Source organism: Candidatus Kinetoplastibacterium galatii TCC219, assembly GCF_000340905.1.
Classification (GTDB): Bacteria; Pseudomonadota; Gammaproteobacteria; order Burkholderiales; family Burkholderiaceae_B; genus Kinetoplastidibacterium; species Kinetoplastidibacterium galati.
Genome location: NC_020284.1, coordinates 362292 through 377554, shown reverse-complemented (window position 1 = coordinate 377554; position 15263 = coordinate 362292). Strand labels below are relative to the sequence as shown.

The 15263-nt window shown below is 31.3% G+C and carries 17 protein-coding genes; 7 read left to right on the top strand and 10 right to left on the bottom strand.

All coding sequences use genetic code 11. From position 1 onward, the window contains the following. Positions 1–6: 6 nt before the first annotated feature. The 5 genes from ST1E_RS01790 to ST1E_RS01770 all read left to right on the top strand — a co-directional run bounded on the left by ST1E_RS01790 (position 7) and on the right by ST1E_RS01770 (position 4519). Positions 7–216 (top strand): YbdD/YjiX family protein, encoded by a 210-nt coding sequence (locus ST1E_RS01790; RefSeq protein ID WP_015389538.1) that lies wholly within the window; start codon positions 7–9, stop codon positions 214–216. A gap of 113 nt (positions 217–329) precedes the next feature. Then, complete coding sequence (guaB, locus tag ST1E_RS01785; protein ID WP_015389537.1) at positions 330–1787, top strand: IMP dehydrogenase; 1458 nt, start codon at positions 330–332, stop codon at positions 1785–1787. A gap of 29 nt (positions 1788–1816) precedes the next feature. Then, positions 1817–3400, top strand: coding sequence for a glutamine-hydrolyzing GMP synthase (guaA, locus tag ST1E_RS01780; RefSeq protein WP_015389536.1), 1584 nt, complete (start codon positions 1817–1819; stop codon positions 3398–3400). A gap of 52 nt (positions 3401–3452) precedes the next feature. After that, entirely contained in the window at positions 3453–3734 is a 282-nt protein-coding gene (lplB, locus tag ST1E_RS01775; protein ID WP_015389535.1) for a lipoate-protein ligase small subunit, read from the top strand. Beyond that, positions 3731–4519 (top strand): lipoate--protein ligase family protein, encoded by a 789-nt coding sequence (locus ST1E_RS01770; protein WP_015389534.1) that lies wholly within the window; start codon positions 3731–3733, stop codon positions 4517–4519. The genes lplB and ST1E_RS01770 overlap by 4 nt, the downstream gene beginning before the upstream one ends. A 9-nt stretch (positions 4520–4528) precedes the next feature. Here the strand turns inward: ST1E_RS01770 and ST1E_RS01765 are convergent, their stop codons facing one another. Genes ST1E_RS01765 through ST1E_RS01735 form a run of 7 tightly spaced genes read right to left on the bottom strand, consistent with a single transcriptional unit; the run spans position 4529 to position 9520 of the window. Next, complete coding sequence (locus tag ST1E_RS01765; protein ID WP_015389533.1) at positions 4529–5299, bottom strand: TatD family hydrolase; 771 nt, start codon at positions 5297–5299, stop codon at positions 4529–4531. An 11-nt stretch (positions 5300–5310) separates the two neighbouring features. Further along, positions 5311–6366 (bottom strand): DNA polymerase III subunit delta', encoded by a 1056-nt coding sequence (locus ST1E_RS01760; protein ID WP_015389532.1) that lies wholly within the window; start codon positions 6364–6366, stop codon positions 5311–5313. 5 nt (positions 6367–6371) lie between these two features. Next, the gene (gene tmk, locus ST1E_RS01755) at positions 6372–6989 is read right to left on the bottom strand and encodes a dTMP kinase (RefSeq protein WP_015389531.1); all 618 of its coding nucleotides are present in this window, start codon (positions 6987–6989) and stop codon (positions 6372–6374) included. Next, positions 6979–8070 carry an endolytic transglycosylase MltG gene (gene mltG, locus ST1E_RS01750; protein ID WP_015389530.1) on the bottom strand — a complete coding sequence of 364 codons (1092 nt, stop codon included), beginning with the start codon at positions 8068–8070 and terminating at the stop codon, positions 6979–6981. The genes tmk and mltG overlap by 11 nt, the downstream gene beginning before the upstream one ends. Positions 8071–8072: 2 nt before the next feature. Continuing rightward, positions 8073–8765: a VIT1/CCC1 transporter family protein gene (locus tag ST1E_RS01745; protein WP_015389529.1), complete on the bottom strand. Its 693-nt coding sequence runs from the start codon at positions 8763–8765 to the stop codon at positions 8073–8075. 1 nt (position 8766) lies between these two features. Then, positions 8767–9078: an RnfH family protein gene (locus ST1E_RS01740; protein WP_015389528.1), complete on the bottom strand. Its 312-nt coding sequence runs from the start codon at positions 9076–9078 to the stop codon at positions 8767–8769. Between the two features lies 1 nt (position 9079). Continuing rightward, positions 9080–9520, bottom strand: a complete 441-nt coding sequence (locus ST1E_RS01735; protein ID WP_015389527.1) for a type II toxin-antitoxin system RatA family toxin — start codon at positions 9518–9520, stop codon at positions 9080–9082. Positions 9521–9559: 39 nt separating this feature from the next. Here ST1E_RS01735 and smpB point away from each other — a divergent pair, with 39 nt between their 5' ends. Next, on the top strand, positions 9560–10009 hold the full coding sequence (smpB, locus tag ST1E_RS01730) for an SsrA-binding protein SmpB (RefSeq protein WP_015389526.1): 450 nt from the start codon (positions 9560–9562) through the stop codon (positions 10007–10009). Positions 10010–10096: 87 nt separating this feature from the next. Here the strand turns inward: smpB and ppsA are convergent, their stop codons facing one another. Continuing rightward, positions 10097–12463: a phosphoenolpyruvate synthase gene (gene ppsA, locus ST1E_RS01725; RefSeq protein ID WP_015389525.1), complete on the bottom strand. Its 2367-nt coding sequence runs from the start codon at positions 12461–12463 to the stop codon at positions 10097–10099. A 169-nt stretch (positions 12464–12632) separates the two neighbouring features. On the opposite strand from ppsA, the gene ppsR reads away from it, so the two are divergent. After that, positions 12633–13469 carry a posphoenolpyruvate synthetase regulatory kinase/phosphorylase PpsR gene (ppsR, locus tag ST1E_RS01720; RefSeq protein WP_015389524.1) on the top strand — a complete coding sequence of 279 codons (837 nt, stop codon included), beginning with the start codon at positions 12633–12635 and terminating at the stop codon, positions 13467–13469. On the opposite strand, the gene rnhB is transcribed toward ppsR, so the two are convergent. Together rnhB and lpxB are read right to left on the bottom strand one after the other, a co-directional pair. Beyond that, positions 13461–14081 (bottom strand): ribonuclease HII, encoded by a 621-nt coding sequence (gene rnhB, locus ST1E_RS01715; protein ID WP_015389523.1) that lies wholly within the window; start codon positions 14079–14081, stop codon positions 13461–13463. The two genes, ppsR and rnhB, sit on opposite strands and share 9 nt — an antisense overlap. Next, positions 14078–15262 (bottom strand): lipid-A-disaccharide synthase, encoded by a 1185-nt coding sequence (gene lpxB / locus ST1E_RS01710; protein WP_015389522.1) that lies wholly within the window; start codon positions 15260–15262, stop codon positions 14078–14080. Before lpxB ends, rnhB begins: the two co-directional genes overlap by 4 nt. Position 15263 lies beyond the last annotated feature (1 nt).

Below are 15263 nucleotides of genomic sequence, written 5' to 3'. Positions count from 1 at the left end.
ATTTAAATGTTATTTGATTTTGGTAAAAAGGCTGTGACAGCTAGCAAATACCTTGGTGATACTCTTAGGTTAATGGTTGGAATTCATAGTTATGAAAACTATGTTAACCATATCAAAAAAACGCATCCAGATAAAGAACCGATGACATATGAGGAATTTTTCAAAACATGTCAAGATTCTAGATATGGGTCTAATGGTAATGTTAGATGTTGCTGAAAAAATAATAATTTAAATATTACAGAAGAAAAAGCGTGGCTTTTTAAAGTCACGCTTTTTTATTGGTAATTTATAAAGTACAATTTCAAGAATATAATTTTAAAGTACTTACGATGCGTATATCTAAAAAAGCCCTTACATTTGATGATGTTCTATTAGTACCATCATATTCTGAAATTCTACCAAAAGATGCTTCTTTGTTAACTATGTTAACTAAAAATATTAGCCTTAATATACCACTAGTATCTGCTGCAATGGATACTGTTACAGAATCCAGTCTAGCAATAGCACTTGCTCAAGAAGGGGGAATAGGAATAATTCATAAGAATTTAACAATAGAAGAACAAGCTAAAGAAGTATCATGTGTTAAAAGGCATGAGTTTGGTATAGTTATAGATCCAATAACAGTAACTCCAGAAATGAAAGTAGGGGATGCCATATCTTTGCAAAAAAAATTTGGTATCTCGGGATTGCCTGTAGTAAATAACGATGTTGTTGTTGGTATCATCACAAATCGTGATCTAAGATTTGAAGATAATCTTAATCAGCCACTTAAAAATATCATGACCCCGAAAGAGCGTCTCATAGTCATGAAAGAAGGAGCTACTTTAGACGAAGCTAAATCCCTAATGCATAAGCATAGACTTGAAAGGGTACTTATAGTAAATGATGATTTTAAACTGCGTGGTCTAGCTACTGTTAAGGACATAGTTAAAAATACTGAACATCCAATTGCTAGTAAAGATTCTAGAGGTCAATTAATAGTTGGAGCTGCTGTAGGTATTAATCCGGGCACAGAGGAAAGAATTGAGTCTCTTGTTAATTCGGGTGTAGATGTTGTAATTGTAGATACAGCACATGGACATTCTAAAGGAGTCCTGGATAGGATTAGATGGATAAAAAATAATTTTCCTGATCTGGATATAATAGGAGGTAATATTGCTACTGGAGTTGCTGCAAAAAGCCTAATAGAACAAGGAGTAGATGGTATTAAGGTTGGTATCGGCCCAGGATCTATTTGTACCACCAGGATAATATCTGGAGTTGGAATACCTCAAATAACTGCAATATCAGATGTCTCTAAGGCTATAAAAGGGTCTAATGTTCCTATAATAGCAGATGGTGGGATCAGATATTCAGGAGATATAGCTAAAGCTATAGCTGCTGGCGCTTCTTCATGTATGATGGGAAGTATTTTTGCAGGAACAGAAGAAGCCCCTGGGGAAGTTACAATATTTCAAGGAAGAACCTATAAATCTTATAGAGGCATGGGTAGTATTGGCGCTATGGCAAATGGCTCTGCAGATAGATATTTTCAAAGCAATAAAAACACTGATAAATTAGTGCCAGAAGGAGTAGAAGGAAGGGTTGCTTATAAGGGCAGTGTCATATCAATAATATATCAACTTATAGGCGGTTTACGTGCTTCAATGGGCTATTGTGGTTGCTCTTCTATAAGAGATATGCAAGAGAAAACAGAATTCGTTGAAATTACATCGTCTGGGATATACGAGTCTCATGTGCATGATATAAATATCACAAAAGAAGCTCCTAATTATAGATCAGATTAATAGAAAGTTATAAACAGATAAATTAATATATGAACGAACATATTTTAGTAGTTGACTACGGCTCACAAGTTACACAACTTATAGCTAGAAGAATAAGAGAAATAGGTGTTTACACTGAAGTTGAATCTAATGATATCAGTGAAAAAACTTTACAAGAGCATATAAATAAGGGATTAAAGGGTATTATTTTATCTGGTAGTTTTGCCTCTGCTCATGAGGAAGATTTGAAATTAAAATTACCGCCTTCTATATTTCAGCTTGGTATTCCGATACTTGGAATATGTTATGGAATGCAAGCTATGGCTATGGAATTAGGTGGGATGGTTAATAGTTTAGAAAACAGAGAATTCGGCTACACAGAAGTAATAAATTGTGGAAATAGTCAATTGTTAGGTGATCTCAGTGATTTTACAGAAGACAATCAAAGAATACTAAAAGTATGGATGAGTCATGCCGACACGGTAACTATTTTACCAAAAGGTTTTGATAAAATATCTTACTCTAAAACCACATCATCTATAGCAGGAATGGAAAATACAGATAGAAAACTATATGCTTTACAATTTCATCCAGAAGTTACTCATACTGCAAAAGGATCTGAAATATTAAAAAGATTTGTTATCAATATATGTGGATGTAATCTGAAATGGAATATGCCTGATTATGTTGATAAAAGCATAGAAGAGATAAAATCTTTAGTTGGGAAAGATAAGGTAATATTAGGCTTATCCGGTGGAGTGGATTCTTCAGTAGCAGCTATACTAATACATAAGGCCATAAAAGATCAATTGACATGTATTTTTGTAGATAATGGCTTAATGCGTCTTGAAGAACTGAATCAAGTAAAAAAAATGTTTTCTAATAATATGAAAATGAATATTATTTACGTAGATAGCTCTAAAACATTTATAGATAAATTAGCAGGTATAACTGATCCAGAAGCAAAAAGAAAGATTATCGGAAATGAATTCATCGATATATTTCAAAAAGAAGCCAATAAAATCAAAGATGTACGCTGGTTGGCTCAAGGTACCATATATCCTGACATAATAGAATCATCTCACGGAAAAAAAGTCATAAAATCTCATCACAATGTAGGAGGGCTACCGGAAAAAATGAGTTTAAAGCTTTTAGAGCCTCTTAAACATCTATTTAAAGATGAGGTAAGACGATTAGGAAAAGAACTGGGATTGGATGACGAAATGCTTTTCCGTCATCCTTTCCCTGGTCCTGGTCTAGGTGTTAGAATTATAGGAGAAGTAAAATCAGAATTTTTAAAGCTTCTTAAAAAAGCTGATAATATTTTTATAGAAGAGTTAAAAAATAATATAAATAAAGAAACAAATAAATGCTGGTACGATTCTATATCACAAGCATTTGCCGTTTTTCTACCTATTAAATCTGTTGGTGTAATGGGAGATAATCGTACATATGAGTATGTTATCGCTTTAAGAGCTATAAAAACTAATGATTTTATGACTGCAGATTGGTTTCACTTGCCATTCGATTTGTTGTCGAAAATATCATCGAGAATAATAAATGAGGTTCATGGTATTAATAGGGTTGTATACGACATATCTAATAAACCACCAGCAACAGTAGAATGGGAATAATTTTCCTATGCGTATAATGTATATTATGTAAAATTTTAAGACAGGTATCATTGTGATTCATATTGGATATAAAGTTCCTAATGGAAAGTTAGTAGAAATTGATTTTGAAATAACTGAAGATAAAAAATTTAAAAATGTGCAGATTAGTGGAGATTTTTTCTTAGAGCCTCCAGAATTTTTAGAAATTATAAATAATAAATTGAATGGGTTATCTACATCATTGAACGAACTAGACATAGAAAATATAATAGAGACATCCCTCAATAAAAATGTTGAAATGTTTGGATTCTCACCTATAGATATTGCTATAGCAATTAAAAGAGCTATTGTATGAATAAAGTAAAGAGTCTAGAGGACTGTGAGTGGCAATTAATTCACACTATACCACAAAGCCCAAATTTGCATATGGCGCTTGATTCTATAATTACAGAAGAAGTTAATAAAGGTATACGTTTACCAACTATTAGAATATGGGAATGGGATTCCAGTGCTGTAGTGTTAGGTAGATTTCAATCATTTAGGAACGAAATTAATGAAGAAGCTGCAAAAAGACACAACGTACAGATAGTTAGAAGAATAAGTGGTGGCGGAGCCATGTTTGTAGAGCCAGAAAATTCTATCACCTATTCTATAAGTATTCCAAAATATTTAGTTTCTAACCTTAATTTTCAAGAATCTTATCAATTGCTAGATAGTTGGATAGTGGAAGCACTAAATAGTATTGGAATAGAAGCAATCTATAAACCCATAAATGACATCATACTTACTTCTGGTCAAAAAATTGGTGGTGCTGCTCAAGCTAGATTTTCAAATGCCATTTTACATCATGTAACAATGTCATATAAAATGAATACTAGTAAAATGGTTGAGATATTGAGAATTGGCAAAGAGAAAATATCTGATAAAGGTATAACTAGTGCTAAAAAAAGAGTTGCTGAAAATGGCATAAGTAAAACTGGTATATCAAGGTCCAGTTTTATTAATCATATGATCAATGTTTTTTCAAATAAATATAAATTAATCAATAATATAGATATATCAGAAGATACTATTTATAATGCCAACAAGCTTTGTAAGGAAAAATTTGACAACCACGATTGGTTACATATAGTTAAATAATCATTAGAGTTAAGGAGATATTTTAAACAGATCAAAAAAATTCTTTGTTGAGTGTTTACCTACTTCTTCAATATCTATATTACGTAATTCAGAAATTTTTTTTGCAACATAAATAACATTAGATGGATCATTTAACTTGCCCCTATAAGGTTCTGGTGATAAATAAGGAGAATCGGTTTCTATTAGTAATTTATCCAAGGGAACTTTTAAGGCTAATTCATGAACTGCAAAAGCATTCTTAAATGTAACAATGCCTGATATAGAAATAAAAAAATTTAGGTCGATCGCCTCTTTTGCGACATCCCAACTCTCTGTAAAACAGTGCATCACACCACCTACTTCATCTGCTTTTTCTTCTTTTAATATCTTTATTGTATCAATAGCCGATGATCTTGTGTGTACTATTAACGGAAAACCTAAAATCCTAGCAGCACGGATATGTATACGAAATCTCTCTCTTTGTAATTCTAAATAATCTTTACATTTATAATAATCAAGACCAGTTTCTCCTATCGCTACTATTTTTTTATTTAAAGATGCAATACTACATATCTCATCTATTGAGAATTCTTCATCCACATCATACTCCGGATGGGTTCCTATAGAAGCTAACAAATTATTATGTTTTGATACCAAGCTAATTAAAGAATCAATACTTTTTTTCCCAACGTTAGCAACAAGTGCATGTGTTACTCTGTTAATATGCATAGAATCTTGAATAAGATCGATCTTATTAGAAAGTTCTGGAAAATTAAGGTGACAATGAGAATCTATAAACATATTTATAATTTTTAATTAACCTGTGTCATTATTTTTTGTAATAATACATTAACTAACAGTCTAGCATTAATATTATGATTATTATCAATTAATAGCTTTTTGTTATTCAAATAAAGTATCATCTCTATTATATTGTGCTTTTCTATTTTTTTGGATATGTCGGAAATAGTATCCTCTATTTTTATAAAATATCTAATACTATTATTGAATTTTATTAACATCAAATCAAAATATAATTTCTGAAAAAAATCAATCCATTCAAACAACGATATTTTATCAAAATTATCATCTAAAAAAGAATATAATTTAAAATCTCTTTTTCCAGAAATATGATCAAGAAATCCCATTATCCAAAAAGGACATGGCTCACTCAAGTTATTCTTAATAATAAAAAAAGATTTTAAAGGAGCTCCTCCAGTAAAAGTTAACCATTTTTCAATATCTAATAAATCTAATTTTGTAACATTTCGTAACCAATCTAAAGAAATATTTTTTTTAGGTATTGGTAAATGTATTAATTGACAACGAGATATAATAGTAGGCAATAATTTATGTAGATTATTTGTAACTATCAGAAACACAACTCCTAACGGAGGCTCTTCCAATATTTTTAACAAAGCATTAGAGGAAATTTCATTTAAACAATTAGCAGAGTAGATAATTATGATCTTCTTTTTTCCTCTATGCGAAGTTACATTTAACCAAGGTAATAAATCACGTATTTGTTGAACACGAATTTCTCTAGAATAATTATTGTTTTCTATTATATCTATATATCTAAAGCCCTCTCCTTCTAAAGACATTTCAGATTTATTCATATTCATAGATTCTGGATATATAAGCTTCAAATCAGGATGATTATTTTTCTCAATCAGATTACAAGAAGTGCAACCACCACATGCAATAGTATTATGTTCTGATTCACAAAGTAAGGAAGCGGCATAGGAAAAAGCAAATTCAAATTTCCCGATCCCATTCGAGCCATGTACTATACTTGTATGAATTTTATCTTTATTTTTTAGGTATATCTCAGCTAATTCTAATTGCCAAGGAAGAAAGAATGACATTTTTATTATAAAGATCCTAAAAAATTATCCATTACGCCACTTATACAAAACTGAGTATGTTTTAGATCTCGAGAGGAATCAATTATTTTTACTCTATTAGGATTATTTCTAGCTATTTCCAAATAAGAATTTCTCACTTTATTAAAAAAAATACCATTGTTTTTCTCAAAGCGATCTAATTTTTTTATAAGGGAGATTCGTTGAGTCATTAAATCAAATGGTATATCAAATAATAATGTCAGATCAGGAACTATATTTGTAATTAATAAATCTTCTAAAGTTTTAATAAGATTTGCACTAACACCTTTACCTGAGCCTTGGTATGCGTAAGTAGCATCTATAAATCTATCGCATATTACCCATATATTATTTTTTATTGCTGGCTGTATAATTTTTTTAAAATGTTCAAATCTAGCGGCAAAAATTAACATAGTCTCCGTTTCAGATAACATTTCATTTTCTAAGATGAGATAGCGTATCTTATCACCTAATTCTGTTCCTCCAGGCTCTCTAGTATTTATGACATTTATACCCTTAAAGCGCAGCATATCTGCCAGCCATAAAGAATTAGTACTCTTTCCTGCCCCATCAATTCCTTCTAGGGTTATAAATTTACCTAACAAAATCAAGACCTCTTTTTATAAGAAAATTATATACTTTAGCGTTATGTGACAATAAATCCTCTGAAAAATCGGTAGTACCATCTCCTCTGGATACGAAATAGATATAATTATGTTTTTCTGGATGTAGCGCTGCTATCATAGAACACATACTAACTGATGATATAGGAGTTAAAGGCAAACCTACTCTAGTATATGTGTTCCAAGGGGTATCATTCTTTAAGTCAATATTTTTTTCTTTACTATCAAATAGATCCCCCATACCGTATATAACTGTAGGATCAGATTGTAAACGCATACCTAATTTCAATCTGTTAATAAAAACACCACTTATAATACCGCGTTCATCATTAATACCAGTCTCTTTTTCAATAATAGATGCAAGAATTAAGGCCTCATAAGGAGTATTTATTGGTATATCCTTTTGGCGATTTTCCCATAAACTAGTAATAATCATTTGATTTTTTTTATAAGAAGTCTTTAGTATATCCAAATCAGATAGTCCAGGTGTTACATGATATGTATCAGGATAGAATAACCCTTCTGGGCATAAAATATCAGAACCAATCATTTTCATCAGATCATTATCACTAATATCAATTATTGTTTGTTTGATAATTGGATTATTCTTAAGTTCTTCGCGAAATTGATTAAATTTCCATCCTTCTATAAAAACTACTCTGAAATTATCATTCTGTATACAATCTCCATTAACCAATTTTCTCATTAAAAGAACAGGACTATCAAAGGCTGAGATTTTATAAATACCAGCTCTAAAAATTTTATCAAGTCTAAAAATATAAGAAATATATAAGAATTTATCTTCAGGTATATAGATGCCAGTATCTCTGATGGATTTTATGATATCTCTAGTAGTATCTCCAAATTTAACAACAAACTCATCACTAGTATTTTGATTAATATCTAATGGTTTGATAAACCAAACAAAAGAATCTACTATTAAACAGAAAAAAAGAATAAAAAACAGTAAAAAAAATATAGTGATACTATAAAAAATTCTTTTTAAAAACATTATAAACATTGCTTGATAATATAAAAACATATCTAGCTCAGAAATTAGCATTCCTAGTTTCCAAGAACTCCAAACAACGAACCAGTGCTTGAAACAAACAACATAGATATTGCTCCAAGTATAGTGATTCTTTTAACAGCAGGCCATATATATGCGCCACCGGTTTTTGCCGAAATAGCACCTAATACTCCGAGACTAACAACTGAACTTATTATAATAGTTGGGATAAAAAATTCTATAGAAGCAAACAAAGAAACAGATAGTGGAACCATCGCTCCTAGAGCAAAAGATACTGCTGATGCCAGAGCTGCCTGTAATGGTCTTGCTCTATTATGTAATGAGATACCTAATTCATCCCTAGCATGAGCATCGAGAGCATTATGGTTAGTTAATTCCATAGCAACTTCTTTTGCTAACTTGTTAGAAAGACCTCTGTGTATGTAAATCTGTGCTAATTCTTCTAACTCATCATCATAATTTTTCTTCAAAGAATGCTGTTCCATTTGTAAATCTGCAAATTCGATATCTGACTGTGATTTTACTGAAACATATTCTCCGACAGCCATAGAAAGAGCTCCGGCTATTAAACCAGATAGACCAGCACTCATAATCGAATAATAATCACAATTAGCTGCGGCAATACCAGTCATCAAGCTAGCAGTGGATATTATACCATCATTCGCTCCTAAAACTGCTGCTCTCAGCCAACCTGACCTAAAAATTCTATGATGTTCTTTTGCTGGCATTTTAGCCTATCTTTCTTAAATGTTTAATGTTTTTCTTTTTTCTTTGAATAATACTTTTAATTCTTCTAGATTTTTTTGGATCATTCAATAATGATCTGTAGATTTCTACCCTATCACCATCAGATAATACAGTTTCTATTGGCTTTATTTTACCAAAAATACCAACATTATTCTGATAATAATCAACATCTAAAAAATAATCGCTAAATTTAGAAAGAACTATAGCTTCATTAATGGTACACCCAGTATGCACAGTCAAATTTTTTAGAAAATATTTTCCATCGTTTCCTATATAACATATGGATACAGACATACTAATCTTTTTTTCCATATATATGATTTGCTCTTTCTTGAAACTTACAAATAAAACTATTTGCTATGTGACTAAACACTGGAGATATTACCATGCTTAATAACTTACTAGAAAAACTATATTCAAGTTCAAACTCAACTACACATGAATCTTTCATTTTTTCTGTAAAAGTCCAACCCCCTGATAAATATGAAAATGGTCCATCAACTAATTCAATATCAATTTTATTTGGATATTTATATCTATTTAAAGTTGTAAAACTATTACTAATACCATATATAATCATAATTATTGAGGCTTTTGTTTGGATGTCATCGTGATATTCTATCTTTGATCCACCGCACCAAGGCATAAACTCCTGATATTTGTCAATATTAGCTACTAGATCAAACATCTGATTAGCACTATAAGGAAGTATGGTAGATTTATATATTTTATGCATAGAATGTACACAACACAATAATATATTTTTAGAAAAATTATGAAAATAGCTGACAACAAGAAATTATATCACGATTATTTTATTGAAGACAAATATGAAGCAGGTATAGTACTTTACGGATGGGAAGTGAAATCTATTCGAAATAAACAGGTTCAGATAAGAGATGGGTATATAGTAATACGGAACACAGAATTATTTATTATAGGGATGAATATAACGCCATTGATAAGCGCTTCTAATCATGTAAATATAGATCCTTCTCGCAGTAGAAAATTACTCATGAAAGCTGATGAGATAAAAAGATTGATAGGAAAAGTAGAACAAAAAGGTTACTCTTTATTGCCTTTAAATCTACACTACAAGAAACATTTAATAAAATTAGACATAGCCTTAGGAAAAGGAAAGAAATCATATGATAAACGACAAACTATTAAAGAAAAAGAGTGGGAAAGAGAAAAAGAAAGAGCAATGAAGTATAAACTAAAATAGATAGAAATAAAAACTAAAACTTATGATACCACCCACAAAACCAAAGATCTTGTAGATGGTATCTCTTAACACATTGTTTTTTACTTTCTACTTAGAAGCTAAACGCTGCCAAGTATCAACAACAGTATCAGGATTTAAAGATATTGATGATATTCCTTCATCATGTAACCATTTAGCAAAATCAGGATGATCACTAGGTCCTTGTCCGCAAATTCCAATATATTTATTAGATTTTATACATGATTGTATAGCTCTATTTAGCATAAACTTAACCGCTTCATCTCTTTCATCGAAATCAGCAGCAAGTAATTCCATCCCAGAATCTCTATCAAGACCAAGAGTTAGTTGAGTCATGTCATTAGATCCTATGGAGAATCCATCAAAATACTCTAGAAATTTTTCTGCCAAAATAGCATTACTAGGCACTTCACACATCATTATTATTCTTAGTCCATTCTCCCCTCTTTTTAAACCATTCTCAGCTAATAAATCTATAACCTTTTTAGCCTGATTAACAGTTCTAACAAAGGGAACCATTATTTCAACATTAGTTAATCCCATATCATTGCGAACTTTCTTAAATGCTTCGCATTCCATGAGGAAACAATCTTTAAAATCTTCTGAAATATATCTAGAAGCCCCCCTAAAACCTAACATAGGGTTTTCTTCTTCAGGCTCATATCTCGATCCACCAATTAGTTTCCTATATTCATTTGATTTAAAATCAGATAAACGAACAATAACTGGTTTTGGCCAAAAAGCAGCAGCGATAGTTGAGATACCTTCTGACATTTTTTCCACAAAAAACTTACGTGGACTAGAATAACCCCTGGCAGAAGACTCTACTGCCTTCTTTAAATTACTGTCAACATTTGGATAATCTAAAACAGCTTTAGGATGAACTCCTATATTATTGTTTATAATAAATTCTAAACGAGCTAAACCAACACCACTATTAGGTAATTGTGAAAAATCAAAAGCCAGCTGTGGATTACCAACATTCATCATTATTTTTATATCTATACTTGGCATTTCTCCACGACATACATCTTCAATTTCAGTTTCTATTAATCCATCATATATATAACCCTCATCACCTTCTGAGCACGAAACTGTGACGCTCTGGCCGTCTTTAAGAATACTAGTGGCATCACCACATCCAACAACAGCTGGAATACCAAGCTCTCGAGCTATTATAGCAGCGTGGCAAGTTCTTCCTCCTCTATTTGTTACAATTGCCGATGCTCTCTTCATCACCGGTTCCCAATTAGGGTCAGTCATATCCGTAACTAATACATCACCTGCCTGAACTCTATCTATTTCAGAAGTATCAAAAACTACTTTTACCGGACCTGATCCTATTTTTTGTCCTATAGCTCTACCACTTATCAATACTTTACCAGTAGCCTTTAATTTATAACGTTGCTGTACATCTTTATTAACTTGCTGAGATTGTACTGTTTCAGGACGAGCTTGTAATATATATATCTTACCATCAACTCCATCCCTACCCCATTCGATATCCATAGGCCTACCGTAGTGACGCTCGATTATAACAGCATATTTTGCTAGCTCAGTGACCTCAATGTCATTTAAAGAATATTTATTTCTATCAGATAAACTAACATCAACAGTGCGAACTGCAGAACCATCACTGCGATCATCATTAAATTCCATCTTAATTAGCTTTGAACCAATACGACGACTTACGATAGAATCTAAACCATTTTCTAAAGAAGGTTTAAATACATAAAACTCATCTGGATTTACAGCCCCCTGCACAACCGTTTCACCTAAACCATATGAAGAGGTTATAAACACAACATCAGAAAAACCAGATTCAGTGTCTATTGTAAACATAACACCAGCACTTCCTTTATCTGATCTAACCATTTTTTGTATACCTGCAGATAAAGCAACATCAGTATTATCGTACCCCTTATGAACTCTATAAGATATTGCTCTATCATTATACAAGGAAGCAAACACATGTTTTATTTTTTCTAAAATATCTTTAATACCTACCACATTAAGAAAAGTTTCTTGCTGTCCAGCAAAAGAAGCATCTGGTAGATCTTCGGCGGTAGCTGATGATCTAACAGCAAATGAACCATTTCCATCCACGTCTAATTTCTTAAAAGCATCCCTTATATCTCTTTCAAACTCTTCAGAAAAATCTGTACTCATTATCAAGTCACGAATCTCAGAACCAGCTTTAGACAATTCATGTATATCATCTGGATTTAGATTACGTAATTTTTCAGATATTTTTTTATCTAAATTAGAAGAACTTAAAAAATCCCTAAAAGCATGTGCTGTTGTAGCAAAACCACTAGGAACTCTAACCCCGGCATCTGACAACTGACTGATCATTTCACCCAGAGAAGCATTTTTGCCGCCTACTGAAGCCACATCTGACATGCGTAACTTCTCAAATGGAATTATGTAAGACATTTAAATCACCTATAAAATATAAAAATAATATGATTAACAAACTAAAACTATTAATACGTTTATCATATGATTCTAATAATAATGTCCATTATAATGAAAATTTATAAACTATCACTATTTAAGATCTAAATATAATATGAGATCGCATTTTTTAAAAGGATTTAAATAAATGAATCAAGAAATAATAGAAAGAACTGTGTATCTTGTTTCAGACAGCACAGGTATAACAGCCGAAACATTCAGTAATGCTGTTTTGTCACAGTTCGACGATACCATTAAATTCAAACAAATACACTTACCATTCATATTTTCTATAGAAAAAGCAAAAGAAGTAGTTAGCAGAATTAATCAAAATGCACTTGATACTGGCAATCAACCTATCGTATTTAGCACATTAGTAAATCATGAAATAATGAATACAGTACGCAGTGCGAACGGAATATTTTTAGATATATTTGGCACATTTGTAAGTAACATAGAGCAGCTTATCGGTCATAAATCTAATAATTCTATTGGGAGATCTCATAATGTAACAAATACGGAAAAATATCGTAACAGAATAGATGCCATAAATTTCAGCTTATCGCACGATGATGGTCAATTCGTACATCAATTAAATCAAGCTGATGTTATTTTAATAGGAGTTTCACGTTGTGGGAAAACCCCAACTAGTCTATATCTAGCTATGCAATATGCAATAAAAGCTGCAAATTTTCCATTAACACCAGATGATTTTGAAAGAAATACTTTACCCTCCACAATAATTCCGTATAAGAATAAACTTTTTGGTTTGTCAATACATCCAGAGAGACTATCTGAAGTTAGAAATGAAAGACGTCCTAATAGCTCTTATTCAACTATAGAACAATGTCGTTATGAAGTTACGGAATCAGAAAAAATGATGAGAAGAGATGGTATACCATGGTTATCAACAACTACAAAATCAATTGAAGAAATAGCCACAACTGTTTTACAAGAAATTGGTCTAAATCGTAGATTAGCGTAAGTTAATACTTGTAAAATTGGTAAAATTCTTTATTGGAGAAAAACTTTTTCTATGTTCTTTACATGGCCCATATTTTTTTAATAAAGTAATATGTTCTTCCGTTCCATATCCTTTATGTTTATTAAACAGATAATGTGGATATAGACAATGTAAATTTAACATTTCTCTGTCCCTTTCTGTTTTTGCTAATATGGAAGCTGCAGATATAGCAGGTACGAGATTATCTCCATTTACTATTGTTAGTACTTTATATTCTAACTCTGGAGTTTGATTGCCATCAATTAGAACAATATCTGGCAATATTTGCAATTTTAATACTGAGTTCTTCATAGCAGACATAGTTGCTTGCAAAATATCTAAATTATCTATCTCGCTAGCCTCAATACTAGAAATACTCCAGCACAATGATTTCTGTTTTATTAATTTAGATAAATATTCACGTTTTTTGGGAGAGAGTTTTTTAGAGTCAGCCAAACCTTCAATAGGGGATCTTTCATCTAATATAACAGCTGCAGCATATACCGGTCCAGCCAATGCACCTCTACCAGCCTCATCAACACCAGCAATAATATGTGAAAAATTACTTATATCACTTAATTTATAACAAGTCATTTATTTAAAAGATCTAATATAGTTTCTGATATTAATTTCGGAGTATCTCTTTTTAACTGATGATGGATAAAAATAAAATTACTAATAACTTTATTACGATAATTCTCGTCTGTTAATGCTTTCCAAGTAGCTTTACATAAATTTTCAGGGCTAGCCTCTTCCTGTAGTAATTCTGGTACTAAAAAATCACTAGCTAAAATATTAGGCAATCCAACCCATGGGGTATAAGGATGCTTCTGACCTGCTTTCCATGACATTATTTTCTTGTTTAGTGGTGACAAGACATAAGAAATAACCATGGGCTTTTTAAATAGAGCACTCTCTAATGTTGCTGTTCCACTTGCTAACAAAACCGCATCACTAGCTTCAATAGCATACCAAGATATAGGCTTTCCTGCAGAATGTTCACTTATATCTCTATCACTCAGGCATCTTATATTGGGTACCGAGAATTTCTGTAAAATCTTTTCAAATTCTAATCTTCTTAATTCATCTACCATTGGTACTATAAATTCCAATTTATTATCTTTTTTATGTAACAATCTAGCTGTTTCTAGAAATCTAGGGGTTAGATATTTTATCTCTGATGATCTGCTACCTGGCAATATTGCTAAAACATTTTTACTAGCATTAATATTCAAAATTTTCCTAGCTTCATTTTTATTTGGTTTTAGAGGAATTTCTGAAGCTAAAGGATGACCTACATAAGTTACAGGGATACCTTCTTTCTTATAAATACATTCTTCAAAAGGAAAGACTACTAACATGTGCGATACTGCTTCACGAATTTGATTTATTCGATTATAACGCCATGCCCATATAGATGGGCTTACGAAATGTACCGTAGGAATACCTGATCTCTTAAGTATGTTTTCTACTCTTAGATTAAAATCAGGCAAATCAATACCAAGAAAAATAGAGATAGGATCTTTAATCCATCTGTTTATTAGACTTCTATATATATAATATATTTTAGGAAATCTTATAAAAGCATCAAAATACCCAAAAATAGATAAATTTTCCATTGGAAAAACTGTTTTAAATCCTAAATCTTTTAAATTTTTACCACCGATGCCATCATAAGAAACATTATTAATGTATTTGTGCATATCTCTAAATATACGACTAGCTAATAAATCTCCAGAAGGCTCACCGGTCACAATACCAACTCTAAGAATCATT